This is a genomic window from Microbacterium enclense (assembly GCF_004022425.1).
GTDB lineage: Bacteria > Actinomycetota > Actinomycetes > Actinomycetales > Microbacteriaceae > Microbacterium > Microbacterium enclense_A.
Genome location: NZ_RBZY01000014.1, coordinates 1 through 24,913, shown reverse-complemented (window position 1 = coordinate 24,913; position 24,913 = coordinate 1). Strand labels below are relative to the sequence as shown.

The following is a 24,913-nucleotide window of genomic DNA, read 5'->3' as shown; positions in this document are numbered from 1 at the left end:
ATCACTCGCCCCCGAACGAGTCCGTGTCGCCGACGAGACGCGTGTTATCGGCGGGGACCGGGTCGAGGGCCGCGCGGGCGACCTCCGCAGCGAACTCGGCGACGTTGTAGAGCTTGCCGGCGTCCTCGCGGCGCGCCGCGATCGCGCCGGGGTTGGCGCGCTCGAGCAGCGTCGCGGTGATGGTGCCCTCGATCATGTCGCCCGAGACCACCGTGAAGCCGATGCCGCGCTCCTCGAGAGCGGGGATGCGCTCCCGCAGCGCGTCCTCGCCGGCGCGCTTGGAGAGGGCGACGGGCTCGTACTCGGGCATCGTCGGGGTCGTGCGGATGAAGTGCGCCTGGTGGCTCGTGACGAACACGACGCGCGAGCCCTCGCGAAGGATCGGTAGCGCCGACTCCAGGACGTTGACCTGCGCGTCGCGGTTCAGCTTCAGCGCGTAGTCCTCGGCCATGCCCGATTCCATCCCGCCAGAGGCGTTGAGCACCAGCACATCGAGGCCGCCGAAGGTGCGCTCGACCTCGTCGAACATAGCCTGAACGGATGCCGGGTCGGTGAGGTCGGCGCCCACCACGAGCGCCTCCACCCCGAGCTCCCGCAGCTGCGCGGCGAGCTTCTCGGCGCGCGGAGCCTTGTTGCGGAAGTTGATGACCACGTTCGCGCCGGCCTCGGCGAAGTAGCGGACCGTGTCGGCACCGATGCCGCGCGACGATCCGGTGACGAGCGCGGTCTTGCCGCTCAGGGAGCCGGACGGGAGGGTCTGAGACACGGGAACTCCTGACGATTCGAGATCGGATGCCACCCGCCAGACGATGTCCGGGGCGACCTTCCCACCCTACCGAGCCGCGGCGCGGCAGCCCCGGTCCGCGCCGTCGCCTGCGCGTCTCGCGCCCGTGCTACGTTCGGCCGCGGAGGCCCCCTGATGCACTCGTCGCTCCCCGCCCGCCACCCGTACCTCTCCCCCGCGTCGCCCCGTGTGCTCGCCCATCGCGGCCTCGTGACCCGGGAGGACGCCGCTCTCGGCGTCGTCGAGAACTCCTTCGCCGCCGTCGCCGCGGCGCACGCGGCCGGCATCTCGTACGTCGAGTCCGATTGCCATCTCACCGCCGACGGCGTCGTCATCCTCTTCCACGACGACGACCTCTCACGCGTCACCGGCGACCCCCGCGCGGTCGCGGACGTCCGCCTTCCCGAACTCGAGGAGCTCATGGCCGAGCGCGGGGGCCTGATCACGCTCCCCCAGGCCCTCGAGGCCTTCCCCGACCTCCGGTTCAATCTCGACGTGAAATCGGAAGCCGCAGCGGAACCGGTCGGGCGGCTCATCGCCCCGCACGCCGCACGCGTCCTTGTCACGAGCTTCTCCGACGACCGTCGCCGGACGGCGCTGAACGCCGCCCGCGCGGCGGGCGCTGCCCTGCGCCCCGCCACCTCGCCCGGGTCGGCGACGGTCGCGCGTCTCGTCGCCGCACAGGCGCTCGGGCTCCAGGGCACGGTCCGCCGCCTCCTCGCCGACCTCGACGCGCTCCAGGTCCCCGAGCGACAGGGACCCCTCCCGGTGGTGACGCGTGGTCTGATCCGTGGGGCCCACGCGGCCGGAGTCGAGGTCCACGTCTGGACGGTGAACGACCCCGCCGACATGGATCGACTGCTCGATCTCGGTGTGGACGGACTCGTCACCGACCACGCCGACGTCGCCCTCTGCGTCGTGAACGGACGTTGAACGCTCGATGTCCTGAGCATCCACTGTGAATCTCGCCACGAGGTCCTCCGTTCGAATAAAGCGCACAGGTGCGGCCGTTATACATGGGGACCGACGAGAGGACCACACAATGGCAGATCGCAGTCTTCGAGGCATCCGACTCGGCGCACAGAGCCTTCAGAGCGAAGACGGGGTCGTGTTCCACGACCGGGCCCAGCACACCTACGCCTGCAGCACCTGCGGGCGCGAGACGGTGCTGACCTTCGCCGCCGACGCCGAGGTTCCCCCGGCATGGGAGTGCCGCACGTGCGGAGCCGAGGCGCTGCTGCGCATCGGCGACGGCACCGCCACCGTCGACCACAGTGACGACAAGGCGCCCCGCACGCACTGGGACATGCTTCTGGAGCGTCGGACGATCCCCGAGCTCGAGGAGCTCCTCGAGGAGCGCCTCGCGTTCCTGCGGGCTCGCCGCGGCGGAGACCAGAAGATCAGCGCGTAACCCGGATCACGGATTCAGGCGCCGGTTCCCTCGGGGACCGGCGTCTTTGTCGTGAGCACGCGCACCAGGAGGATGCCACCCGCGGCCACGAGGCCGGCGAGACTCCCCCACCCCAGGATGATTTTCAACGCCGGCCCGATCACGACGGCGGGGGTCAGCCCGGTGCGCAGCGGGACGTCGGTGAGCATGTGTCCGGCGACGTCGACGGGGAGTTGGTCGAGCGTCGCCCCGTCGTGAGCGATCACCTGGCTGGTCCCCACCGTGGAGAGATTCACCACCGACCGGCCCGTCTCGATGGCGCGCATGCGCGCAAAGGCCAGCTGCTGCAGGTTCTCGTCCGTCCCGCGGAAATCGGCGTTGTTCGTCTGGAACATGAACACCTCGGCGCCCTGCGCGGCACCGTCCCAGACGACGTCGTCGTAGATGACGTCGAAGCAGATCGCGAGTCCGACCGCGACCCCGTTCACGTCGAACACCGGACTCGCCGTCCCCGGCGTGTACTCGCGGCCGATGAGCCCGATGAGGTCGGGCGCGAACGGCTCCCAGAAGGCGCGGTCCGGCACGTATTCGCCGAAAGGCACCGGGTTGCGCTTGTCGTAGGTCTGCAGCGGCCCGCCGTCGGCGGTCCACAACAGAGCGGAGTTGTACAACCTCGGCCCGCGTTCCGTCACGGCCGAGACCAGCAGCGGCGCATCGACGCGGCGCGCCAGCTCCTCCAGCACGGCGGCGGTGCTGCGGTTGCTGGTCGGGTCGGAATCGACGCCCCCCTCCGGCCACAACAGCACGTCCATGTCCTCTCCGAAGAGCGGGGCGGATGCCGCCAACTGGGCGTTCAACACGGCGTTGCGCGCGCGCTCGTCGAAGTACCCCGCCGGCCCGTTGCCCTGCACAGCGCCGACGCGCATCAACCCCGCGTCAGTGGTGGGGAATTGCGGCAGCACGAGGAGTGCCACGAGCACCAGCAGCGCCGGAACCGCCGCGAGCGGCCGACGCAGGCGCCTACGCCGAGCGATCTCGATCACCATCGCGCAGAACAGGACGACGAGGAACGACAGCCCGGACATGCCCACCCACGACGCCACCTCGGCGAACGGCCCGTTGACCTGGGAGACGCCGATGCGCCCCCACGGGAACCCGCCGTACGGCCAGGAGCCGACGATCTGCTCGCGCAGCGTCCAGAGCCCCGCGACCAGCGCGGGAAGGACGAGGAGCCGACCGATCCGCCCGGGCGCGATGCGTGGCATCCATCGATAGGCCAGCGCGATCGGCACGGCGAAGGCGGCCGTCAGCAGCGCTTCCAGAGCGGAGAGCGCTATCCACGGGATCGGACCCAGGTAGCGCGCGGTGAACAGCAGGTTCACCGAGAAGAAGGCGGCCCCGAAGAGGAAGCCGACGAGTACCGCCGACCACACGCGCCGACCGGCGAGAGCCACGAGCGCCATCGCCACCGCGGGGAATGCCAGAGGCCACACCGCCGGCGCGGGGTAGGCGAGCACCAGGAGCAGACCCGCGGCCGTCGACAACGGCGCGGCGATCGCCAGGGAGACGATCGGTCGCGGCGGATCGGCGAGGGGCACCCGACCAGCGTAAGCGGCCGAACCTTGGGGAACGCTCAGGCCGAGGTGTACGCGACGATGCCGCGCCGCACCGCATCCAACGCGGTCCGAGCGGTCTTGGCGAGCTTCGGCTCCGCCACGAGCGAGATCTGATCGAGCAGGTCGATGGTCTGCTTCGCCCACCGCACGAAGTCACCGGCTGCCATGTCGGCGAGCGTCAGCACGCTGTCCAGCGGCAGCCCGCGGGCCCACCCGTGCATCGCCGGAGCGAGGCCGGAGGCGGGAGATTCCGACCCGGGCAGCCGATGGTCGCGTTCGAGGTCGTCCAACTCCTGCCACAGCGACTGCGTGGCATCCAAGGCGGCGCGGAATGCTCCGCGCGGCAGGCCCCGCTCCCCTGGGCCCGCCTCGTCGCGGCGCGGCTCGTAGACGAGGCAGCAGGCCAGTGCCGCGAGCGACGCGGGGTCGAGGTCCTTCCACAGCCCCTGCCGCAGCGACTCCGCGACGAGGAGGTCGCGCTCGCCGTAGATGCGACGCATCGTTCGTCCCGCCGGCGCGAGCGTCGTCACCCCGGCCTCGTCGACCTCGACGTACTCGAGGGCCGCGAGCACGTCGACGACGCGGTCGAAGACGCGCGCGACGGTCCCGGTGCGCTGGTCGATCTGCTGCCGGGTCTTGTCGGTGGTGCGCTTGAGCTTCCAGTACCGTTCGGCCCAGCGGGCGTGCGCCTCGCGGTCCGGGCAGGAGTGACAGGGATGCCGCTGCATCCGACGCCGCAACGACTGGATCTGCTGCTGTCGCTCATCGCGGAGGCGTCGCGGCGCGGTGGCGTCGCGGCGATTGATCTTCTCGAGGTCGGAGAGCTCGCGGCGGATCGTCGAGTACTCGCGGAAGTCGCCGCGGTCACACGTCATGGCCGTCTCGTAGCCGGCGAGGGACTCCTCGGCCTCTTTGACCTGACGCGCCAGACCGACGACCGAACGGTCGGCCTGGAACTGCGCGAACGACGACTCGAGGATCTCGCGAGCCCGGGCGCGACCGAAACGATCGATGAGGTTGACCGCCATGTTGTAGGTCGGGCGGAAGCTCGAGTTGAGCGGATACGTGCGGCGCGAGGCGAGCGCGGCGACCGATTGCGGGTCGATGCCCTCGGTCCACTGCACGACGGCGTGTCCTTCGACGTCGATCCCCCGACGGCCGGCACGGCCGGTGAGCTGCGTGTACTCCCCCGACGTGATGGCGACGCGCGCCTCGCCGTTGAACTTCTCGAGCTTTTCGAGCACCACGGTCCGGGCGGGCATGTTGATGCCGAGGGCGAGCGTCTCGGTCGCGAACACGACCTTCACGAGCTTTCGACGGAACAGCTCTTCGACGACCTCTTTGAACGCCGGGAGGAGACCGGCGTGGTGGGCCGCGATACCGCGTTCGAGGTTCTCGCGCCATTCCCAGAACCGCAGGACCGCGAGATCCTCGTCCTTCAGGGCGAAGGTCAGCTCGTCGACGACGCGGCGGATCTCGGAACGCTCCTCCGGCGAGGTGAGACGCACATCGGCGCGGCGCAGCTGCTGCACGGCCGCGTCGCACCCGGCGCGGCTGAAGATGAAGAAGATCGCCGGCAGGAGGTGGTTCCGGCGCAGCAGGTCCACCACCTGCGGACGCTCGATGCGCTCCATCCGCGGGGCGTGCGCCGCCCGCACGGGCCGCGGTCCGTTCCGGGGCTGCCGTCGCCCTCCGGCGTGGCGTGCCGAGCGGTACTCCTGCGCGCGCCGGTTGTTCTCGAAGGTCGCGGACTGGCCACCGCGGATGCGGAGCAGCTCCTGGTTGACCTGCGCGGTCGCAACGCCGGCACGGTCGTCGAAGAGCGGGAGCAGGTCGCCGCGCACGAGGACGTGCTGTTCCAGAGGCACCGGCCGCGTCTCGGACACGATGACCTCGGTGTCACCGCGGACGGTGTCGAGCCAGTCGCCGAACTCCTCGGCGTTGGACACCGTCGCAGACAGCGACACGAGCCGCACCGAGCGCGGGAGGTGGATGATGACCTCCTCCCACACGGCGCCCCGGAATCGGTCGGCGAGATAGTGCACCTCGTCCATGACGACGAATCGGAGGCCGCGCAGCGCCGGAGAGTCCGCATACAGCATGTTGCGCAGCACCTCGGTCGTCATGACGACGATGCGTGCGGAGGCGTTGATGTTCGTGTCGCCGGTGAGCAGGCCCACCTCGTCGTCGCCGTACACCTCTTGCAGCTCGTGGAACTTCTGGTTCGACAGCGCCTTGATCGGCGTCGTGTAGAACGCCTTGTCGCCCGGCTCGAGCATCGCGAGGTGGATCGCGAACTCTCCCACGATGGTCTTGCCGGCCCCGGTCGGCGCGGCGACCAGCACGCTCCGCCCGTCCTCGAGCGCCTGGCATCCGGCGATCTGGAACGGGTCGAGGTCGAACCGCTGCGATTCAGCGAAGTCGGCGGTGACGGGGTGATGTGCGCGGGCGGATGCCCGGGCGAAACGGTCGGCGGGGCTCAGTCCACTCACGCGGTCGATCCTGGCAGCCCCGCTGCGGCAGCACGACGGGACTTGCGGCGATCGAACAGCATCGATATGCCGGCGGCGGCGAAGAAGAGGACGATCAGGATGCCGGCCAGCATCAGCATGCTGATGACGTCGGCCGCGGGCGTCGCGAGCGCCGCGAACACCGTGGCGACGATGATCGCGACGCGCCAGCCCTTGAGGATCGCCTTGCCGCTCATCACACCGGCGACATTCAGGGCGACGAGGAAGACCGGAAGGACGAACGCGACGCCGATCACGATCATCAACTTGAAGACGAAGTCGTAGTAGTCGGGGGCGTTGTAGAAGTTCACGCCGCCCTCGGGGGTGAACCCCCACATCAGCTCGATGACGTGCGGAACGATCAGCATTCCCACCCAGCACCCGACGAAGAACAGCGGGACGGCCGCCCCCACGAAACCGACGGTGTACCGGATCTCTTTGCGCGTGAGACCCGGCATGATGAACGCCCAGATCTGCCATAGCCAAATCGGCGCGGAAAGGAAGATGCCGATCGAGAAGGCGATGCGCATCCGCAGGTCGAAGGCCGATGTGACGTTCGTGAAGTTCAGTGCCGAGAAGTCGTCACCGCGGCGCTCGCTGATGACACGGATCGGCTCGGTGATCCAGTCGATGACCGGGTCGGTGATGATGAACGCCACGACCATGCCGACCACGAGGGCCGCGGCCGCGATCATGAGACGCTTCCGGAGTTCGACGAGGTGAGCGCCGATCGACATGCGCTTGTCGCGCCGCGGCCCCTCCGGCACCTCGATCCGCGGCGGTCCTGCCGTGGTCACGCGCTACGGGGTGGTGTCGTTCGACGCACGATTCTCGGGAGTCACCGACGAAGCGGTGCCCGCATCGGTCGCGCGGGGCGTCTCGGGAGAGGATGCCGACACCTCGTCGTCGCGCTTCATCTCCTTCATCTCGGTCCGGAAGACGCGCGCCGACTGGCCCACGCTCTTGGCGAGGGCGGGGAGCTTCGTGGCACCGAACAGCAGCAGAATGACCGCGAGAACGATCAGCAGGTGCCATCCGTTCAGATTGCCTAGCATGAGGACTCCTCAGTCTCGTTCGGGCGTGATGACCAGTGTAGCTCCTGCGCCTCCGAGCCGGCCGTGGAACGCTCCACGTTCACCCCGCGGGCGAGGCATCCGGACCGTACTGTGCCAGGCCGGCGGCCGCCCAGGCGGCAGCAGCGGTCCGCGCCCCCGTGGGTTCGAGCAGCTCGACCTCCCCGCCGCGACGGGCAGCGAGGCGTTTGAGGCTCTGCTCGTCGGCCAGCCGGAGGGATGCCACGGCCACATCGTCCTCGCCCTCGATCGTCGCGCGCTCGAGGTAGTCCGACAGCAGCGGCGCCACCGCCCGCGGGAACCGGAACCGCGCGACCACCTCGTCGTCACCCGGGGCGAACAGCTCGGGGACGGGATCCGCCCCGTGGACCGCCGGGACACCGGTGAGGACGGGATCGCTCACCCGTTCCAGGTGGAACGTGCGCACGGCCTGACGGGTGTGGCACCAGCCCTGCAGATACCACTGCCCGCTCGCGATATGCACCTTGATGGGATCGACGGTCCGGGTGGTGGGATCCCCACCCGGTGCCCGGTAGGTGAACGACACCGCCACGCGACGGCGCAGGGCGCGGTCGACGACGTCGCGCACGCCGTCGACGGGACCCGGGGCCACGATGACCGGCGGCGGCGTCGATGATGCGCCGCGCGCGAGCTTCGCCAGCAGGCCGGAGACGAGGGCGCTGTCTCCCACGCCGGGAAGCGTCCGCGTCAGCTGCAGCCCGGCCAGCAGCGCCGCCGCCTCACGCGCGGTCAGGCGCGGTGATCGTTCCAGCCCCACGGTGTTGGTGATGGAGATGACGTCGTCGCGATCCAGAAGATCCCAGTCGATGTCGAAGAGCTCGTTCGGCAGCTGCCAGTAGCCGCCCTCCCCCGGCAACCCGATGACGGTCAGCCGCTCGACCATCGCGCGCATCTGGTCGGCGGTGACGTCGAAGTCGGCGGCCGCTTCGGCGATCGACACCTCGCCCTTGCCGACGATGTACGGCACGAGCTGGAGCAGAAGCGCCGCCCGATCGAGGGCGGGCAGGGCGCGATCCGAGGTCACGCCGCACCCCCGTGCAGAGCGAGCGTCGCCCGAAGCCTCCGGATCACCTGGTCGCGGAGGTCGTCGGGGGCGACGACACGGACCTCGGGACCGTACGAGGCCAGTTCGTCGGCGAAGACGTGCAGGTCGACGTAGGGCACGACGATCCCCTGCGCGGCAGGTTCCGCGCGCCGAGACAGCCGCAGCGCCGCCTCGGTGCCGGGGTGCACCTCCAACAACGCGCGTTGACGGCTCGCGACCGCCTCGAGCCCGGCGAGCGCTCGCTCTCCCGCCCCGATGCGCAGGTCCTCGTCGAAGCGTTCGCGCGCTACCGCGATGTCGCCGACGATGCGCGAGAGGAGGAACGTGCGCTCGGCATCCATCGTCAGGTCGAATCCGAAGACGTGCCACCGCGCCTCGTACTCCAGCAGGGCGAGCGGACGGATGCGGCGCTCGCGCGAGCGGGCATCACCCGGGCGCAGGTAGCTGAACGTGACGACGCGGCACTCCTCTATCGCGCGCTGCAGCGCGGGGAACGCGGCGTCCCGGGCCCGGATGCGCGGCGCGTATCCGATGATCGGTTCGTCGACGGGGATGCCGAGCGCCCGGATCTTGCGCAGACCGCTGCGGGCATCGGCGGAGAGCGATTCGCTTCCCCACACGCTGCCGGCGATGTTGAGGAGCGCGACCTCGGCGGGGCTGAACGAGATGTCCTGGGGGAGGGCGTACTCGGCGGTGGGCACCCGGTATCGCGCTTCGCGCAGATCGTCCGGGTCGGCGCGGTCGCCGATGGTCTCGATCGGAACGCCCAGCCCGCGCAGATTCTCTTTGTCGCGCTCGAACATCTTCTCGAGCGCGTCCTTCGACGCTCCCGCCTCGTACTGCTCGCGGTAGCCGGCCACGGAGGACAGGATCGTGTCCTTCGTCAGTCCCTGCTCGGTCGCCATGAGCGCGACGACGAGGTTGACCAGACGCTCCTCGGGAGCGGGTCGGGACGAGGTGGCGGACACCCGCCCATCCTAGGCGCGGGCCGGACTCAGTCGTCGACGCCGATGATGTCGAAGACGTACACCAGAGCCGTGTCGGCGGGGGCCTGGAAGGCCTGCTGGTCGGCGGCCGTCTGGTCGGCGGGCACCACGACGAGCACCTGCGAACCGACGGTCTGGCCTTCGAGAGCCGCGCCGATCTCTTCCGGCATCTGCGACGGCGAGGCCGCGATCGGCGCCCGACCCCACGTGGTGGCGAACTGCTCGCGGTCGTTCCACGCGACACCGAGGACGTGCACGCGCGCGGTGGCGTCGGCGGTGAGCTCGGGACCGTCGCCCTTCTTGAGCGTCTGCACCGACACCTCGGTGGGCGCTTCGCCGTCGGGGATCGTCACGCCGGGCTGACCGTTCGTCGCGCGAACGACCGTGGGCAGGCCGAAGCCCGCGGTGAACTGGTCGGCACCGTCGGCGGCGGGAAGGTAGACGCGCTCGACGTCGGCGACCACGACCGCCGACCCTCCCTCGGGGATCTGCAGCCCCTGCGCGGCCTGCGGACCCACGCTGTCGTACGGCAGCGAGACGACGACGCGAGACCCCTCGGTCGCGCACAGCATCGCGGACGAGAAGTCGGGGAACGTCTGGTCCCACCCCGACAACGGCTGCGCATTGGCGAGGTTGCCGTCGTAGCGGGAACCCACGATGCGCTCCCCCGTGACGCCGTTGTAGACGGTGAGGTCGAGCAGGACGAGCTGGTCGGGCTGCGTGATGCGCTCGCCGTCGCCCGCGACGACTGTCTCGACCGAGCGCGCGGACGGCAGGAAGGGCGAGCGCACCTGGACGTCGGGCTGCGTGCCCACCTCACCCGAGACGCTCACGGCCTCGGCGGCGCGCGGGTCGGCGGTGGGTGCGGTGCAGGCGGAACCCGCGGCACCGGTGGATGCCGAGCATCCGACGAGGCCGATTCCGGCCAGAGCGGTCACGGCGACGATTGCGGGGAGTCTGCGCACCGGATCAGTTTAGGCGTTCGTCTCGGGTGTCTCCGTCGCGTCCGCGGGCTCGCCGCCTCGAGCGCGCACGCCGTCCGCGGCCTTCTGCGCCTCGCGCACGCGCTTGCGGAGGTTCTTGTCGGTGATCTGGCGATCTCCGACGGCCCCCGGCGTCCACAGCTCGACGTCTTCATCGCCGTAGCTCGATTTCGACGCACGGCGCTTGACCTCCGGCGGGACCGCTCCGGGCGCCAGGCGCCGGGCGGTGAGGAGGAAGCCGGTGTGCGCGACCATGCGGTGGTCGGGGCGCACCGCGAGGCCTTCGACGTGCCACCCGCGCACCATCGTCTCGGAGGCATCCGGGTCGGTGAACAGGCCGGTGCCGCGGATGTACTCGGCGACGCGGCTGAGCTGGGTCGCGGTGGCGACGTAGCAGAGCACGACGCCGCCGGGGGTGAGGGCGTCTGCCGCGGCGTCGATGCACTCCCACGGCGCGAGCATGTCGAGCACCACGCGGTCGACGGACGCCGGGGCCACGGCATCCGGGAGGCTCTCGACGAGGTCGCCCACGACGACCTCCCAGGTGGCCGGGGTCGCGCCCAGGAACGTCTCGACGTTCGCGCGGGCGACGTCGGCGAACTCCTCGCGGCGCTCGAACGACACGAGGCGGCCGCTCGGACCGATCGCGCGCAGCAGCCACAGCGACAGGGCGCCGGACCCCACGCCGGCCTCGACGACCGTCGCGCCCGGGAAGATGTCGGCCTGCGAGAGGATCTGCGCGGCATCCTTCGGGTACACGATGGCCGCCCCGCGGGGCATCGACATCACGAAGTCGCGAAGGAGCGGCCGCAGCGCGAGGTAGTCGTGGCCCGAGCTGTTGGTGACGACGCTGCCGTCGGGCTGGCCGACGAGCAGATCGTGCTTGAGCACGCCGTTGTGCGTGTGGAGCTCGCCGTCCTCGCGCAACGTGATGGTGTGCATCCGCCCCTTGGGGCCGGTCAGCTGCACGCGGTCACCGACCCGGAAGGGGCCGCTCAGGTGCGGGGTCTCGCTCATCGGGTCTCCTGCGGGGTGGTGGCGGGGGCGTGGGCGGAATGCAGCGCGGCCAGGTCGGCGGCGCCGCGACCCTCGAGCGTGGGCCACAGGGCATGGGCGCCGACGCCGTCCAGCGAGACCATCAGCGGGATGCCGAGGCTCACCGCCCCGCTCGCGATCGCCGAGCGCAGGCCGGTGGGTGAATCCTCGATCGCCACGGTGTCGGCGATCGCGACCCCCAGGGCTTCGGCGGCCTGGAGGTACGGGTCGGGGTGCGGCTTGGGACGCGGGACGTCGTCGCCCGCAACGACGACGTCGAACGCGGGGAAGTCGATGAGGTCGGCGACCGAGAGCGCCATGCGTCGCATCGACATGGTCACGAGAGCGGTCTTCACCCCCGTCTCGCGCAGGTCGGCGAGCAGCTCGCGGGCGCCGGGACGAAACGGCACGCCCTCGACGGCGAGCTGGCGCAGCACCTCGTCGGTCAGGTGGGCGATGATCTCGTCGACGCCCCACGGGACGCCGGCGTTCTGCAGCAGTCGCGCCGAGTCCTCGAGCGCGAGTCCCACCATGCCGAGCGCCTGCGCGTGCGACCACGTCCCCCCGAACCGCTCCACGAGCGGGGTCTCCGCCGCCATCCAGAACGGTTCGGTGTCGACCAGGGTGCCGTCCATGTCCCACAGGACCGCGGCGAGGGCGGGAGAAGTCATCGTTCCATCGTATCGAGCGCCCCGCCCGTCTCCTCGCGCCGGCTCCGGCGCATGCGCCTATCCTGGGTATCCAGCCCCGCAGGGGCAGAGGAGGTTGCGTGGACGCACTGGGTCGCCGGATCATCGTCGCCGCTTTCGACGGCTGGAACGACGCCGGGGAGGCGGCCTCGGCCGCGGCATCGATGCTGCGGGCGGGGGGCGACTACGAGGTGGTGCACTCCGTCGACCCGGAGCTGTACTTCGACTACCAGTACACGCGCCCGCAGGTCGGCGTGGATGCCGAGGGCCGCCGCACGCTCACCTGGCCCGAGGCGACGTTGCTGCGCCCGGTGCAGCGCAGCGACGAGTCCGAGATCTGGCTGCTCGTCGGGGTCGAACCCGCCCGCGCGTGGCAGGCTTTCGCCGCCGAGTTCGTCGACGTCGCGCTGCGCGAGGACGTCACGGGTTTCGTAGCACTCGGGTCGATGATGTCCGACGTTCCGCACACGCGGCCGATCTCCGTCTTCGCGGGTAGCGACAACGACGCCGTCCGCCAGTCCCTCGGTCTCGAGCGGAGTCTGTACGAAGGGCCCGTCGGCATCCTCAGCGCCCTCGGTGACGCGGCCGAGCGCGTCGGCATCCCCACCGCGAGCCTGTGGGCCAGCGTCCCGCACTACGTCGCCGGACACACGCCCTCCCCCAAGGCGACTCTGGCGCTGCTCGACCGGCTCGAGACGGTCTCGGGCATCCCCGTCCCCCGCGGCGAACTCGCCGCCGAAGCCCTCGCGTGGGAGGCCTCGATCGACGCCGCGGCGGCCGACGACGACGAGATGCGCGATTACATCCACCAGCTCGAGCAGACCCGCGACACGTGGGACTCGCCCGAGGCATCCGGGGATGCCATCGCCCAGGAGTTCGAGCGCTATCTCCGCCGCGGCGGAGACGGTCCGACGAAACCCGGTCGGGACGAACCACCCCGCCGCTGAACGGAAACGGCGCCGCCCCGGAGGGCGGCGCCGTTGACGTCGCGGGACCTATCCGGCCACGATCGCCGACTCCGCCGGGACGACGCCCGTCACGAGCAGCACGATCACCACGATACCGAGCACGACACGGTAGATCACGAACGGCAGGAAGCTGCCGCGCTTCAGGTACTGCATGAGGAAGGCGATGACGAGATAGCCGGCGACGAAGGCGATCAGCGTCGCCAGGCCCGTCTCGGTGAGGGTGTACGGGCCCGTGCCCTCGTCGAAGCTCTTGTACAGCTCGTAGAACCCGCTCGCGAACACGGCCGGGACGGCGAGCAGGAAGGCGTACTCGGCCACCGCCGTGCGGTTGTATCCGAGCGCGCGACCCAGCGTCGTGGTCGCTCCCGAGCGGGACACGCCCGGCACGAGGGCGAGCGCCTGGGCGAAACCGTACGCGAGACCGTGCGGGTAGGTGAGGTCGTCGAGCTCGCGGCGGCGCTTGCCGTAGTGGTCGGCGAGACCGAGCAGGATGCCGAACACGATGAGCACGATCGCGGTGATCCACAGGCTCCGGAAGTTGTCGCGGATCAGGCTCTGGAGGAGGAACCCCAGGACCGCGATCGGGACCGTGCCGATGATGATCAACCAGCCCATGCGGGCGTCCGGGTCGTTGCGGGGCACCTTGCCGGTGAGGGACTGGAACCAGCGCGAGATGACGCGGCCGATCTTCTTGCGGAAGTAGATCAGCACGGCTAGCTCGGTACCGATCTGGGTGATGGCGGTGAAGGTCGCCCCCGGGTCGGTCTGCGACGGCAGGAACTCCCCCACGATGCGCAGGTGCGCGCTGGAGGAGATTGGGAGGAACTCGGTCAGGCCCTGGACGAGCCCGAGGATGATGACCTCGAAGATGTTCTGCATGGATTCCTTCAGTACGTCCGGATGAGGTCGGCGAGAACTCGACGACCGAACTCGAGCGCGTCGACGGGGACGCGCTCATCCACACCGTGGAACATCCCGGTGAAGTCGAGATCGGACGGGAGTCGCAACGGCGCGAACCCGTAACCGGAGATTCCGAGGGAGGCCAGGGCCTTGTTGTCGGTGCCGCCGCCCATGAGGTACGGGATGACCGGGACGCCCGGATCGTGCCGATCGAGCTGACCGACCATGGCATCCACGAGGTCGCCCGAGAACGGCACCTCGAGGCCGATGTCCTGGTGCACGATCTCGACCTCGACGCCCGGTCCGACGATGCGTCGGATGTCGGCGAGCGCAGCTTCCTCGGTTCCGGGGAGCACCCGCACGTCGATGAGCGCCTCGGCACGGTCGGGGATCACGTTGTGCTTGTACCCGGCGGTGAGGCCCGTGGGGTTCGTCGTGGTCCGCAGCGTCGAGCGCAGGAATCCGGATGCCGCGCCCGCGCGCTGCGCGAGGAGGTCGGGGTCGCCGGCGTCGTCGCCCGTCAGCGCGGCGAGTCCCGCGAGGAGCTGGGTCGTGGTGTCGGTCAGACGGATGGGCCACTGCGTGCGCCCGAGCGCGGCGACCGCTTCAGCGACAGCGGTCACCGCGTTGTCGGGGTGCAGCGCGCTGCCGTGCCCGGCGCGGCCACGGGCCACGAGCTTGATCCACAGCAGCGCCTTCTCGCCCACCTGCAGGAGGTACGCGCGGCGGTCGTCGACCGAGATCGAGTAGCCGCCGACCTCGCTGATCGCCTCCGTCGCGCCCGCGAACCACTCGGGGCGGTCGCGGACGACGAGGGCGGATCCTTCGACCCCGCCGTTCTCCTCGTCGGCGAAGAACGTCACGATGATGTCGCGCTCGGGCTGCTCCCCCGCCCGCAGCACGTCGGCCACGGCCGTGAGGATCATGGCATCCATGTCCTTCATGTCGACCGCGCCGCGGCCCCACAGGATGCCGTCGCGGATCTCGCCGGCGAACGGGTCGACGCTCCAGTCCTCGGCCACGGCAGGAACCACGTCGAGGTGGCCGTGGAGGATCAGCGCGGGCTTGTCGCCGTTGCGACCCGGGATACGCGTCGAGAGGTTCGTGCGTCGCGCGACCGGCTCGTAGTAGTCGACGTCGAGACCGAGTCCCTCGAGGTAGGCACCGGCGTACTCGGCGGCTTCGCGCTCGCCGCGCGACCGGCCGCCGCCGAAGTTCGTGGTGTCGAAGCGGATGAGATCGGCCGCCACGCGGGCGACCTCGGGCGGGTCGGCGTCGTGCTCGGACATGCGCACTACGGTACCGGGGCCGCGCCCCCTTCCCCGTCCACCTCACGCCCGGGACGCGCCCGGGTGCGGCACTGGTTCGTGGGGTGCGCTCCGGTCGTGGTAATGTCGTTCTTCGTTGCGAAAGCGGCAGACACCCAATGCGCGGGTGGCGGAATAGGTAGACGCGCTAGCTTGAGGTGCTAGTGCCCGTATAGGGCGTGGGGGTTCAAGTCCCCCCTCGCGCACAGATGAGAAAGACCCACGGGTTCATCCCGGGGGTCTTTCTCGTTTCTGCGGGAGTGGGAGGGCTGTGAACCCGTGACACCGACGAAACGCCCACGTGACATCGCGCGCCTAGCGTCGAGGCATCCCGGAAGGATGGATGCCACATGTACCGGTTCCACGTTCCCACCATCGACATCTCCGCCTGGGTCGGTCGCGGACCCGAAGCGGCCCGCGCGGCCGTGGTCGCGGCGGTCGATCATGCCTGCCGCACGGTGGGCTTCATGCAGATCGTCGGACACGGGGTGCCCGACCGGGTGACCGCCGACCTCGAGGAGGCGCTCGACGCGTTCTTCGGGCTGAGCCTGGATGCCAAGAAGCAGTACGTGCGGCCCGCGGCGGAGAACCGCGGGTACACGCCCCCGAAGAGCGAGTCGCTGAGCTACAGCCTCGGCATCGATCCGATCACACGGATGAACGACTTCTTCGAGGCGTTCAACGTGGGGACGTCCTGGCGCGAGTACCCCGGCACAGCGGCATCCGTCGCCGACTACGCCGAGAACACCTGGCCCGACGCCGTCCCGGGTTTCCGTGCCGCCGTGGAGACGTACTTCGAGGAAGCCCGACGCGTCGCGCAGACGCTCACGCGCATCTTCGCCGCGGCGCTGCGGGTGCCGGACGACTACTTCGACGCCCTCACCGATCACTCGATCGACGTGCTGCGGATGAACAACTACGCGCTGCCGCCCGGGTCGATCGAGCTCGGCGCGGAGCTGACCGGCATGGGCGAGCACACCGACTTCGGGCTGGTGACGGTGCTGTGGGCCGACCGCGTCGCGGGGCTGCAGGTGCTGGGCCTGGACGGATCGTGGAACGACGTGATGCCCGCCGAGGGCGCGTTGCTGGTGAACATCGGCGACGTGGCCGCGCGACTCACGAACGACAAGTGGCTCTCGACGCTGCACCGCGTCAAGCCGCCCGTGATCGACGGGACCATCGAACGGCGCCGGTCGGCGGCGTTCTTCCACGACGGCAACGCCGACGCGGTGATCGGTGTCCTCCCCCACTTCGCCTCCGACGAGACGCCCGCGCTCTACGAGCCGGTCACGGTCGCGCAGCACATCGCCGCGAAGCTCGCCGGCTCGCGCGCGGGACGCAAGAACGTGTCGGCGGTGCGGGAGGCGGCGCGCGTCACCGCGAGCCGCGGCTGAGCCCAGGCGCCGCGAGCGCGCGGCCCGTGCGCATCCCGCGATAGACGAGGGATGCCGGGGCGTCAGGCCGCGGACACCCCGAACAGCAGGCCCAGGACGTATGTCACGGCGGCGGCGCCGAAACCGATCGCGAGCTGGCGCAGCCCGCGCTTGAGCGGCGAGGCGCCCGACAGCAGCCCCACCATCGCGCCCGTGCCGAGCAGGGCGATACCGACCAGGCCGAGCGCCACGGCGACGGCTCCGAATCCGCTCATGCCGAAGATCCACGGCAGGACGGGGATGATCGCGCCGGAGGCGAAGAACAGGAAGCTCGACAGCGCGGCGCCCCACGCGCTGCCGACGACGTCGTGCGCGGACTCCCCCGGCGCAGCCGCCGCGGGGGCGGTACCGGCCTGGGCCGCGGTGACGACGTCGCGCGCCGTGGCCAGGGCGGCGTCGGCATCCATCCCCCGGGTGCGATAGACGAGGGCGAGCTCGTTGGCATCCAGGTCGAGGTGCGGGAGGGCGGAGTGGGCGTAGTCGCTCTCCTCCGTGGCTTCGAGCAGTTCGCGCTGAGATCGCACGGAGACGAACTCGCCCGCGCCCATCGACAGCGCACCGGCCAGAAGGCCGGCGATGCCGCTGAACAGCACGAAGCTCGGTGCGACGCCCGTGGCGCCGACGCCCATCACGAGGGCGAGGTTCGACACGAGTCCGTCGTTCGCGCCGAACACGGCGGCCCGGAACGTTCCGGACAGGCGACGGCGTCCGCGCGCGGCGAGGCCCCGGACGACCTCGTGGTGCACCTGCTCGTCGGCGGCCATCTGCGCGGTCGCGTAGGGCTCGTCGGCGTACGGCGAGCGCGCCTCGGCGTTCTGGGCGAGGGCGAGGACGAAGATCGAGCCGAAGCGGCGGGCCATCCAGGCGAGCAGCGTGGTGGCCAGGCCCGGGCGGGGCAGGCGGTGGGGGGTGTCGCCGAGCAGGTCGATCCAGTGCTGCTCATGGCGTCCCTCGGCCTCGGCGAGCGCGAGGAGGATGTCGCGCTCTTCCCCGGTGCGGCGGCTCGCGAGGTCGCGGTAGACGCGGGCCTCGGCGCGCTCGTCGACGAGGTAGCGCGCCCAACGGCGTCGGTCGCGGGCGGTGGGTGTGGCGGCGATCGTCACGGTTCTCCTCACGTCGCCCACCACCGTAATGAGGCGCCGACGGTCCCCCGGGCGCGTTACGCGGTACTGACAGCATTTCGGGCCTCCGAAGCCCGGAATCACGCGGATGCCGAGGGGCGGATGCCAGCATTTCGGGGTCGCGAAACCGGCCCGGCGGCGTCAGGAGCGCACGCGCTTGCGCAGCACCTCGATGCGGGCCTGGAGCTGCGCGACGGTGGCGTGCGAGACGGCGGGGCCGCCGCAGATGCGCCGGAGCTCGGCGTGCACGAGGCCGTGCGCCTCGCCGGTCTGACGGGCGTAGAGGCCGACGAGGCTGTTGAGCAGCTGCCGCTGCTCCTTCAGGGTGCGGTGCAGCGGCTGCGGCAGCCCGCCGTCGTCGACGCTCGGCGGCTCCTGGCCGCTCGCTTTCTCCCGCGCTTCGCGCAAGGAGCGGTGGCGCGACTGGCGCGAGGCCCGCGTCATGAGCACTTCGTGCACCTGCTCGGGTTCGAGCAGCCCCGGGATGCCGAGGAACTCCTCCTCCTCGACCGTTCCGGGCACGGCGAGCTGGCCGAACTCCTGCCCGTCGAACAGGACACGGTCGAAGTGCGCGAGGGAGCCGAGGGCCTGGTACTCGAACTCCTGCTCGAGGGCGTCGGATGCTTTGTCCTCGCGCTCGGCGGCATCCATCAGGTCTTCTTCGGCGTTCCACTGGTCGTCCGCGTCGCTGTCGCGGTCGAGGGCGTGGTCGCGCTGCGCCTCCATCTCCCCGGCGAGCGCGAGGAGCTGCGGGACGTTGGGGAGGAAGACGCTCGCCGTCTCGCCGCGCCGGCGGGCGCGGACGAAGCGGCCGATGGCCTGGGCGAAGAACAGCGGCGTCGAGGCGCTCGTGGCGTAGACGCCCACGGCGAGGCGCGGGACGTCGACGCCCTCGGACACCATGCGGACGGCGACCATCCAGCGGCTCGTGCCCTTCGAGAACGTCTCGATGCGGACGGACGCCTCGGCCTCGTCCGAGAGGACGACCGTGACCTTCTCGCCGCTGATGTCTTCGAGGATCGTGGCGTACGCGCGCGCGGCGGTCTGGTCGGTCGCGATGATGAGGCCACCGGCATCCGGAACCGTCTCGCGCACCTCGGTGAGGCGTCGATCGGCGGAGCGGAGGACGGCGGGGATCCAGTCGCCGTTCGGGTCGAGCGCGGTGCGCCACGCCTGCGACGTGATGTCCTTGGTGTTGTCCTGCCCGAGCTGGGCCTCCATCTCCTCGCCCGCCTTGGTGCGCCAGCGCATCTGGCCGGCGTAGACGAGGAAGAAGACGGGGCGGACGACCCCGTCGTCGAGCGCCCGCCGGTACCCGTAGGCGTAGTCGGTGCGCGAGAGGCGGATGCCTTTGTCGTTCGGGTGGTACTCCACGAACGGGATGGGCGCGGTGTCGCTGCGGAACGGTGTCCCCGACAGCAGCAGGCGGCGGGTGGCGCGCCCGTACGCCTCGCGCAGCGCGTCGCCCCAGCTGAGCGCGTCGCCGCCGTGGTGCACCTCGTCGAGGATCACAAGGGTCCTGGCATCCATCGTCAGGCGCTGGTGCAACTCGGCCTTCACGGCGACCTGGGCGTACGTGACCGCGACGCCGTGGTACTGCCGCGAGGGCGTGGCGTGCCGGTTGGAGAAATACGGATCGAGGCGGATGCCGACCCGCGCGCCGGCCTCGGCCCACTGGGTCTTCAGGTGCTCGGTGGGGGCCACGACGACGATGCGCTCCACGACGCGGCGGCGCATGAGCTCGGATGCCAGGCGGAGCGCGAACGTCGTCTTACCGGCGCCCGGGGTGGCAGCGGCGAGGAAGTCGCGCGGGCCCTTGCCGATGCCGTCCGGCCCGTCGGAGCCGAAGTACTGGTCGAGCGCCTCGGCCTGCCAGGCGCGCAGACGCTGCGCGGTTCCCCAGGGGGCGCGCTGCGGGAACGCGGGTGAGAGGTGCTCGGCGGCGAAGCTTCCGAAGTGATGCTCTTCGGGGTTCTCGCGCGCCTCGCCGAAGGAGAGCTCGGGCGCGGCGCCGTTGGAGGTATCGGGGAGGGCCGAAGTGCGGGCTTCTTCTTCCAGCATCGAACCTCCATCCCTCGCGAGCGCGAACATCAACGATAGGCGAACCCGCGGGGGTGCGGTGGCCGCCTGGGGAGGGTTCCGTCGCGCGTGGATCGCGTTCATGCGTGACGGCGAGGGCGCGGCCCAGTCCCTTGCCGTGTCCGGGTCCGGGGATAGCCTGGAAGCGGAGGTTTCGATGACACTCGATCCGCACTCGCCCGCCACCCCGTCTCCGTCCGACAACCCCGGCCCGCACCCCTGGCGCCGTTTCGTCGCCCTCGGCGACTCGTTCACCGAGGGGATCGGCGACCCGCTGCCCGACGGTGGACACCGCGGCTGGGCCGATCGCGTCGCCGAGGTCCTGGCATCCCAGGTCGACGACTTCGCCTACGCCAACCTCGCCATCCGCGGACGCCTGATCGGCCAGATCGTCGCCGACCAGATCGAGCCGGCTCTCGCGCTGAAGCCCGACCTCATCACGTTCTCGGCCGGTGGTAACGACGTGATCCGTCCCGGCTCCGACCCCGACGCCGTGTCGCAGCAGTTCGAGGACGCCGTCGTGCGGCTGCGCAGCGGCGGTGCGACGCTCGTCGTCTTCACCGGCATCGACACCGAGTTCACGCCGGTGTTCCGCGGCATCCGCGGGAAGGTCGCGATCTACAACGAGAACATCCGCTCGATCGCCGACCGCTACGACTGCATCGTCGCGAACCAGTGGGGGCTCAAAGAGGTGCAGGACATGCGCTTCTTCGACGACGACCGCCTGCACTACAACACCCTCGGGCACCACGAGGTCGCCCGTATGGTGCTGCGGGCGCTGAACGTCCCGAACGACCTGCAACCGATGCAGCCCGAGACCCTGGCACGGACGACCTGGCGCGCCGCGCGCGAGAAGGACCTGGTCTGGGCTCGCGAGTACCTCGTGCCGTGGGTGCTGCGGCGCCTGCGTCACCAGTCGTCCGGCGACCACGTCATCGCGAAACGCCCCGAGCCGCTGCCGGTGGTCACGCTGGCTCCCGGTCAGGATCCCGCGGCCACCCGCCACACGCAGGTGTGAGGTCAGCGCAGCGCCCGGCCCAGCTCCCACAAGGCGACGGCGCTCGCCGCGGCGACGTTGAGCGAGTCCACTCCCCCGGCCATCGGGATCGTCACGACCGTGTCGGCCGCCGCGAGCGCCCCGCGGCTCAGCCCGTCGCCCTCGGCACCGAGGAGCAGAGCGACTCGCTCATGCCCGGCCGCGGCGAAGGCGTCGAGCGCCACGGCGTCCTCGGCGAGCGCGAGCGCGGCGAGGTGCAGCCCGGCGTCCTGCAGCAGAGGCTTCGCCTCGGACCATTCCGGCAGCCGCGTCCACGGCACCTGGAACACCGTGCCCATGCTCACCCGGACGCTGCGCCGGTACAGCGGGTCGGCGCAGCGCGGGGTGACGAGCACGGCATCCGCCCCCAGAGCCGCCGCCGAGCGGAACGCGGCCCCGATGTTCGTGTGGTCGACGATGTCCTCGAGCACGACGACGAGACGCGCACCCGCGACCACGTCGGCGACGGAGTCCAGAACGGGCCGATGCATGGATGCCAGCAGCCCCCGATGCACGGTGTACCCGGTGACGCGCTCGGCGACCTCCGCCGGGACGACGTACACCTCGGCCTCCGGCCCCACGAGCGCGAGCGCGTCGTCGAGGAACTTCTCCTGCACGAGCACGGATCGCGGGTGATGCCCGGCCCGAAGCGCCCGCTCCAGCACTTTCGAGGATTCCGCGATGTACAGCCCGCCCGCGGGCTCCGAGACCCGCCGCAGCGATACGTCGGTGAGGTCGCGGTAATCGGCCAGGCGCGGATCGTCGGCGGAATCGATCGGGAGGACGGGCATCGTCCCACTCTGCCAGGACCCTCGGACGACGGTGTCCGCGCACCGTCCTAGACTCGTTCCGACGGAGGTGGGCATGACGGATACGACGAAGGATGCCGAGACCATGGCATCCATCGATCGAGCCGTCGAAGTGCTCGCCGGGCGCCGCCTCGCCGTCCTCACGGGGGCGGGGGTGTCGACCGACTCGGGCATCCCCGACTACCGCGGTAAGGGGGCGCCGACGCGGACGCCGATGACGGCACAGCAGTTCCTCGCGAGCGCGGAAGCGCGCCGGCGGTACTGGGTCGGCAGCCACCTCGGGTGGAAGGTCTTCGCCGCCGCCGAGCCCAACGACGGCCACCGCGCTCTCGCCGCGCTCGAGAACGCCGGCGTCTCCAACGGCGTGATCACGCAGAACGTCGACGGTCTGCACGTGCGGGCCGGCAGCCACCGCGTCGTCGAGCTGCACGGCACGATGCGGCGGGTGGGCTGCCTCCACTGCGGTCAGGTGTTCGATCGCCGTGACCTCGCGGCCCGTGTCGAGGCCGACAACCCGTGGATCTCGCTGCCCGAGAACGTCGAACTGGGTCCCGACGGTGACGTGACCCCGGCATCGGCCGAGGGCTTCGTCGTGCCGACCTGCTCGGTGTGCGGCGGCACGCTGAAGCCCGACGTCGTGTTCTTCGGCGAGTACATCCCCGTCGAGAAGTTCCGCGAGGCCGAGCAGCTGGTGCACGCCAGCCAGGCGCTCGTCGTGGCCGGCTCGTCGCTCGTGGTCAACAGCGGCATCCGCCTGGTCGAGCGTGCGCGCCGGCGTCGCCTGCCCGTCGTCATCATCAACCGCGGTGCGACCCGCGCCGACCAGCGCGCCGCGGTGAAGATCGACGGCGGCGTGACCGATGTGCTGAGCGCTTTCGCCGAACGCCTGCCCGGGCTGCTGTAGTCCCGGCGGCGACCGCCCCGAGCACCCGCGGGTAGGCTCGAACGGTGACGATCCTCACCCTCGTACGCCACGGCGAGACCGACTGGAACGCCGGCGGACGCGTCCAGGGCTCGACCGACATCCCCCTCAACGACACCGGCCGCGCGCAGGCGCGCGAGGTCGCCGCAACCCTCGCCGCCGATCTCACGGGGCGCGACGTGGTGGTCGTCTCGAGCGATCTGTCACGCGCCGCCGAGACCGCCGACACGATCGCCGACGCCCTCGGCACCGTGGTCACCCGTCGCCTTCCGGGTCTGCGCGAACGCTCCTACGGGGAAGCGGAGGGGATGGATGCCGCGGGTTTCGCGGCCGCGTACGGGCCCTGGCACGCGGCCGAGGTGCCCGGTGCGGAGGCCTGGCCGGTCGTGCGGGAGCGTGCGCTGGCCGCGCTCGCCGAGGTCGTGGCCGAGACGCCCGAGGGCGTCGACATCATCGCGGTGGCGCACGGCGCCCTCATCCGCGAGGTCATCATGCACGCCACCGACGGCGAGTTCCCCCGCGTCGGCGAGCGTCTGCCGAATTGCTCGGCGACGGTCTTCCGACTCCATGGCGAGGACTGGGAGATGCTGGCCTACGCCGGCGTCGCGACCTGAGCGGGCCACGCGCACCGAACACTCACGCCCCCGCGTCCGCCGACCACACGAGCACCGTGCGGGTCGCGGTGGCCACCACCTCGTCGTTCTGCGATCGCCCCGTGTGGGCGAGCACGACGACACCCTGACCGGGCCGCGAGGCCGAGGGCCGCACCGAGACGACCTCGGTCTCGGCGGTGAGCGTGTCGCCGACGAACAGCGGGGCCGGGAAGCTCACGTCCGTGATTCCGAGCTGCGCGACGAGCGTGCCCTGCGTCAATTGCGCCACAGAGAGTCCGACGAGCGTGGACAGCGTCCACATCGAGTTCACGAGGGGGCGGCTGAAGGGCTGGGTGGCCGCGTACGCGGCATCCAGGTGGAGAGCCTGCGCGTTCATCGTGAGTGTTGTGAACAGGACGTTGTCGGCGTCGGTGACGGTGCGTCCGGGGCGGTGACCGTACCGTTCCCCGACGACGAACTCCTCCAGATACAGGCCGCGCTGCTCGATCATGCCGCCACGGTACTCCCGGTGAGGCGCGGGGCTCGCCAGATCACCGCGAGCTGCACCCGGGGTACTCGTGCCGGCTCCGCGACAGCCGATGCACGGTGACGCAGGGCGCTCAACACCCGCGGCCCAAGGTCAGCAAAGTGCTCGACGCGCAGGAGCGGCATCCTGCTAATGTTTCGCACCATGACCAAGCTCGACGCGGTCGACCTCGACCTCCTCCGCGCCCTGTCCCACGATCCCCGCGCCACCGTCGTCGCGCTCGCCGAGAAGCTGGGGCTCTCGCGCAACACCGTGCAGGCGCGCATGAGCCGCCTCGAGAAGAGCGGGGCGTTCCTGTCGTACGAGCGCACGCTCTCCGCCCAGGCCCTCGGTTTCCCCATCGAAGCGTTCCTGCAGGTCACCGTCCGCCAGGCGGAGCTCCCCGCGATCAGGGAGGCGCTCGCGCAGGTGCCCGAGGTGCTGCAGGCGCACGGCCTGAGCGGTCAGGTCGATCTCCTCGTGCGCGTGGCGTGTCGTGACACGCAGCACCTGTTCGACACCGACGGGCGCATCCTCGCGATCGAGGGCGTCGAACGCACCGAGACCTCGCTCGTCATGGGCGAGGTGATCGGCTACCGCGTCGGCCCGCTCATGGACCTCGCGCGCGAACGGCTCTGACGGGTCGGAGCCTACGGCGCCGGCACCACCGGGATCGTCGCGGTCTCAGTCCGCCGTTCGACCGGGTCGGTGGCATCCATCCGCACGAGCACGACGCCGGCAAGGAGCACCGCTCCCCCGAGGAACTGCACGGGTGCGGGAGTCTCGCCCAGGAGGAGCCATGCGAAGCCGAGCGCGAACAGCACTTCGCTCAGGCCGACGAACGACGCCACCCGCGAGCCGATGAGCGGCACCGCGATCACGCCCAGCGCGTACCCGAGTGTGGTTGCGACTCCACCGACCCACAGCAGGGGCAGGATGCCGGGAACCTCCGCCCCGAACATCGGCACCGTGATCGCGGGGGCGGCGAACGGCAGGACACCGGTGCCGACGAGGACCGCCATGACGAGCGTTCCCGTGAGGAGTCCTCCGGCCGCGAGCGCGAGCGGCGGCAGCTGGTCGCCGGCTC

General features: G+C 70.8%; 25 protein-coding genes and 1 tRNA gene. 9 read left to right on the top strand and 17 right to left on the bottom strand.

Translation table 11 applies throughout. The features are described 5' to 3' along the window. Nucleotide 1 precedes the first annotated feature (1 nt). On the bottom strand, nt 2-766 hold the full coding sequence (locus tag D8Y23_RS05325; RefSeq protein ID WP_128217132.1) for an SDR family oxidoreductase: 765 nt from the start codon (nt 764-766) through the stop codon (nt 2-4). A 153-nt stretch (nt 767-919) separates the two neighbouring features. Between D8Y23_RS05325 and D8Y23_RS05320 the strand changes: the two genes are divergently transcribed. Both D8Y23_RS05320 and D8Y23_RS05315 read left to right on the top strand, forming a co-directional pair. Next, a complete protein-coding gene (locus D8Y23_RS05320) occupies nt 920-1,717 on the top strand; it encodes a glycerophosphodiester phosphodiesterase family protein (protein ID WP_128217131.1) in 798 nt (265 codons plus the stop codon). A gap of 109 nt (nt 1,718-1,826) precedes the next feature. Further along, the gene (locus D8Y23_RS05315; RefSeq protein WP_076490554.1) at nt 1,827-2,195 is read left to right on the top strand and encodes an RNA polymerase-binding protein RbpA; all 369 of its coding nucleotides are present in this window, start codon (nt 1,827-1,829) and stop codon (nt 2,193-2,195) included. Nucleotides 2,196-2,209: 14 nt separating this feature from the next. Here the strand turns inward: D8Y23_RS05315 and lnt are convergent, their stop codons facing one another. From lnt to D8Y23_RS05270, 9 genes are all read right to left on the bottom strand, one after another. Continuing rightward, nucleotides 2,210-3,772 (bottom strand): apolipoprotein N-acyltransferase, encoded by a 1,563-nt coding sequence (gene lnt, locus D8Y23_RS05310; protein WP_128217130.1) that lies wholly within the window; start codon nt 3,770-3,772, stop codon nt 2,210-2,212. 35 nt (nt 3,773-3,807) lie between these two features. Beyond that, nucleotides 3,808-6,282, bottom strand: coding sequence for a DEAD/DEAH box helicase (locus D8Y23_RS05305; protein ID WP_128217129.1), 2,475 nt, complete (start codon nt 6,280-6,282; stop codon nt 3,808-3,810). Continuing rightward, a complete protein-coding gene (tatC, locus tag D8Y23_RS05300; RefSeq protein WP_128217162.1) occupies nt 6,279-7,037 on the bottom strand; it encodes a twin-arginine translocase subunit TatC in 759 nt (252 codons plus the stop codon). Before tatC ends, D8Y23_RS05305 begins: the two co-directional genes overlap by 4 nt. Nucleotides 7,038-7,100: 63 nt before the next feature. Continuing rightward, on the bottom strand, nt 7,101-7,355 hold the full coding sequence (gene tatA, locus D8Y23_RS05295) for a Sec-independent protein translocase subunit TatA (protein ID WP_128217128.1): 255 nt from the start codon (nt 7,353-7,355) through the stop codon (nt 7,101-7,103). A 79-nt stretch (nt 7,356-7,434) separates the two neighbouring features. Next, nucleotides 7,435-8,418 carry a helix-turn-helix transcriptional regulator gene (locus D8Y23_RS05290; RefSeq protein ID WP_128217127.1) on the bottom strand — a complete coding sequence of 328 codons (984 nt, stop codon included), beginning with the start codon at nt 8,416-8,418 and terminating at the stop codon, nt 7,435-7,437. After that, nucleotides 8,415-9,407 carry a helix-turn-helix transcriptional regulator gene (locus tag D8Y23_RS05285; protein ID WP_128217126.1) on the bottom strand — a complete coding sequence of 331 codons (993 nt, stop codon included), beginning with the start codon at nt 9,405-9,407 and terminating at the stop codon, nt 8,415-8,417. The genes D8Y23_RS05290 and D8Y23_RS05285 overlap by 4 nt, the downstream gene beginning before the upstream one ends. Nucleotides 9,408-9,433: 26 nt before the next feature. Beyond that, complete coding sequence (locus D8Y23_RS05280; RefSeq protein WP_128217125.1) at nt 9,434-10,390, bottom strand: FKBP-type peptidyl-prolyl cis-trans isomerase; 957 nt, start codon at nt 10,388-10,390, stop codon at nt 9,434-9,436. Between the two features lie 9 nt (nt 10,391-10,399). Then, complete coding sequence (locus tag D8Y23_RS05275) at nt 10,400-11,425, bottom strand: tRNA (adenine-N1)-methyltransferase (RefSeq protein WP_128217124.1); 1,026 nt, start codon at nt 11,423-11,425, stop codon at nt 10,400-10,402. Beyond that, the gene (locus D8Y23_RS05270; protein ID WP_128217123.1) at nt 11,422-12,114 is read right to left on the bottom strand and encodes an HAD family hydrolase; all 693 of its coding nucleotides are present in this window, start codon (nt 12,112-12,114) and stop codon (nt 11,422-11,424) included. The genes D8Y23_RS05275 and D8Y23_RS05270 overlap by 4 nt, the downstream gene beginning before the upstream one ends. Before the next feature lie 98 nt (nt 12,115-12,212). Between D8Y23_RS05270 and D8Y23_RS05265 the strand changes: the two genes are divergently transcribed. Continuing rightward, the gene (locus tag D8Y23_RS05265; protein WP_128217122.1) at nt 12,213-13,079 is read left to right on the top strand and encodes a PAC2 family protein; all 867 of its coding nucleotides are present in this window, start codon (nt 12,213-12,215) and stop codon (nt 13,077-13,079) included. Between the two features lie 48 nt (nt 13,080-13,127). Here D8Y23_RS05265 and D8Y23_RS05260 read toward each other — a convergent pair whose 3' ends face one another. Next, nucleotides 13,128-13,979 carry an undecaprenyl-diphosphate phosphatase gene (locus D8Y23_RS05260; protein ID WP_128217121.1) on the bottom strand — a complete coding sequence of 284 codons (852 nt, stop codon included), beginning with the start codon at nt 13,977-13,979 and terminating at the stop codon, nt 13,128-13,130. Nucleotides 13,980-13,987: 8 nt separating this feature from the next. Further along, entirely contained in the window at nt 13,988-15,289 is a 1,302-nt protein-coding gene (locus D8Y23_RS05255) for a M20/M25/M40 family metallo-hydrolase (RefSeq protein ID WP_128217120.1), read from the bottom strand. 139 nt (nt 15,290-15,428) lie between these two features. Between D8Y23_RS05255 and D8Y23_RS05250 the strand changes: the two genes are divergently transcribed. Both D8Y23_RS05250 and D8Y23_RS05245 read left to right on the top strand, forming a co-directional pair. Next, a tRNA-Leu gene (locus D8Y23_RS05250) sits at nt 15,429-15,513 on the top strand. Nucleotides 15,514-15,657: 144 nt separating this feature from the next. Continuing rightward, nucleotides 15,658-16,701, top strand: coding sequence for an isopenicillin N synthase family dioxygenase (locus D8Y23_RS05245; RefSeq protein WP_128217119.1), 1,044 nt, complete (start codon nt 15,658-15,660; stop codon nt 16,699-16,701). A 62-nt stretch (nt 16,702-16,763) separates the two neighbouring features. Here D8Y23_RS05245 and D8Y23_RS05240 read toward each other — a convergent pair whose 3' ends face one another. Both D8Y23_RS05240 and D8Y23_RS05235 read right to left on the bottom strand, forming a co-directional pair. Then, nucleotides 16,764-17,843 carry a VIT1/CCC1 transporter family protein gene (locus D8Y23_RS05240; protein WP_128217118.1) on the bottom strand — a complete coding sequence of 360 codons (1,080 nt, stop codon included), beginning with the start codon at nt 17,841-17,843 and terminating at the stop codon, nt 16,764-16,766. Nucleotides 17,844-18,002: 159 nt separating this feature from the next. Further along, entirely contained in the window at nt 18,003-19,922 is a 1,920-nt protein-coding gene (locus D8Y23_RS05235; RefSeq protein ID WP_128217117.1) for a DEAD/DEAH box helicase, read from the bottom strand. Between the two features lie 175 nt (nt 19,923-20,097). On the opposite strand from D8Y23_RS05235, the gene D8Y23_RS05230 reads away from it, so the two are divergent. Further along, nucleotides 20,098-20,958 carry an SGNH/GDSL hydrolase family protein gene (locus tag D8Y23_RS05230; RefSeq protein WP_128217116.1) on the top strand — a complete coding sequence of 287 codons (861 nt, stop codon included), beginning with the start codon at nt 20,098-20,100 and terminating at the stop codon, nt 20,956-20,958. A gap of 2 nt (nt 20,959-20,960) precedes the next feature. On the opposite strand, the gene D8Y23_RS05225 is transcribed toward D8Y23_RS05230, so the two are convergent. Next, the gene (locus D8Y23_RS05225; protein ID WP_128217115.1) at nt 20,961-21,767 is read right to left on the bottom strand and encodes a TrmH family RNA methyltransferase; all 807 of its coding nucleotides are present in this window, start codon (nt 21,765-21,767) and stop codon (nt 20,961-20,963) included. Between the two features lie 73 nt (nt 21,768-21,840). On the opposite strand from D8Y23_RS05225, the gene D8Y23_RS05220 reads away from it, so the two are divergent. Then, complete coding sequence (locus D8Y23_RS05220; protein ID WP_128217114.1) at nt 21,841-22,689, top strand: Sir2 family NAD-dependent protein deacetylase; 849 nt, start codon at nt 21,841-21,843, stop codon at nt 22,687-22,689. Between the two features lie 44 nt (nt 22,690-22,733). Next, a complete protein-coding gene (locus D8Y23_RS05215; protein ID WP_128217113.1) occupies nt 22,734-23,321 on the top strand; it encodes a histidine phosphatase family protein in 588 nt (195 codons plus the stop codon). A 22-nt stretch (nt 23,322-23,343) separates the two neighbouring features. On the opposite strand, the gene D8Y23_RS05210 is transcribed toward D8Y23_RS05215, so the two are convergent. Then, nucleotides 23,344-23,811, bottom strand: a complete 468-nt coding sequence (locus D8Y23_RS05210; RefSeq protein ID WP_128217112.1) for a MaoC family dehydratase — start codon at nt 23,809-23,811, stop codon at nt 23,344-23,346. 180 nt (nt 23,812-23,991) lie between these two features. Here D8Y23_RS05210 and D8Y23_RS05205 point away from each other — a divergent pair, with 180 nt between their 5' ends. Beyond that, nucleotides 23,992-24,465: an Lrp/AsnC family transcriptional regulator gene (locus D8Y23_RS05205; protein ID WP_128217111.1), complete on the top strand. Its 474-nt coding sequence runs from the start codon at nt 23,992-23,994 to the stop codon at nt 24,463-24,465. Between the two features lie 11 nt (nt 24,466-24,476). On the opposite strand, the gene D8Y23_RS05200 is transcribed toward D8Y23_RS05205, so the two are convergent. Beyond that, nucleotides 24,477-24,913, bottom strand: a 437-nt coding sequence (locus tag D8Y23_RS05200) for an EamA family transporter (protein ID WP_164878147.1), incomplete at its 5' end; no start/stop codon positions are given.

Coding starts and splice junctions, on each gene's coding strand:
- D8Y23_RS05320 (WP_128217131.1), top strand. CDS start 920: ATGCACTCGTCGCTCCCCGCCCGCCACCCGTACCTCTCCCCCGCGTCG.
- D8Y23_RS05315 (WP_076490554.1), top strand. CDS start 1,827: ATGGCAGATCGCAGTCTTCGAGGCATCCGACTCGGCGCACAGAGCCTT.
- tatC (WP_128217162.1), bottom strand. CDS start 7,037: ATGTCGATCGGCGCTCACCTCGTCGAACTCCGGAAGCGTCTCATGATC.
- tatA (WP_128217128.1), bottom strand. CDS start 7,355: ATGCTAGGCAATCTGAACGGATGGCACCTGCTGATCGTTCTCGCGGTC.
- D8Y23_RS05275 (WP_128217124.1), bottom strand. CDS start 11,425: ATGAGCGAGACCCCGCACCTGAGCGGCCCCTTCCGGGTCGGTGACCGC.
- D8Y23_RS05270 (WP_128217123.1), bottom strand. CDS start 12,114: ATGACTTCTCCCGCCCTCGCCGCGGTCCTGTGGGACATGGACGGCACC.
- D8Y23_RS05260 (WP_128217121.1), bottom strand. CDS start 13,979: ATGCAGAACATCTTCGAGGTCATCATCCTCGGGCTCGTCCAGGGCCTG.
- D8Y23_RS05255 (WP_128217120.1), bottom strand. CDS start 15,289: ATGTCCGAGCACGACGCCGACCCGCCCGAGGTCGCCCGCGTGGCGGCC.
- D8Y23_RS05245 (WP_128217119.1), top strand. CDS start 15,658: ATGTACCGGTTCCACGTTCCCACCATCGACATCTCCGCCTGGGTCGGT.
- D8Y23_RS05235 (WP_128217117.1), bottom strand. CDS start 19,922: ATGCTGGAAGAAGAAGCCCGCACTTCGGCCCTCCCCGATACCTCCAAC.
- D8Y23_RS05230 (WP_128217116.1), top strand. CDS start 20,098: ATGACACTCGATCCGCACTCGCCCGCCACCCCGTCTCCGTCCGACAAC.
- D8Y23_RS05225 (WP_128217115.1), bottom strand. CDS start 21,767: ATGCCCGTCCTCCCGATCGATTCCGCCGACGATCCGCGCCTGGCCGAT.
- D8Y23_RS05220 (WP_128217114.1), top strand. CDS start 21,841: ATGACGGATACGACGAAGGATGCCGAGACCATGGCATCCATCGATCGA.
- D8Y23_RS05210 (WP_128217112.1), bottom strand. CDS start 23,811: ATGATCGAGCAGCGCGGCCTGTATCTGGAGGAGTTCGTCGTCGGGGAA.
- D8Y23_RS05205 (WP_128217111.1), top strand. CDS start 23,992: ATGACCAAGCTCGACGCGGTCGACCTCGACCTCCTCCGCGCCCTGTCC.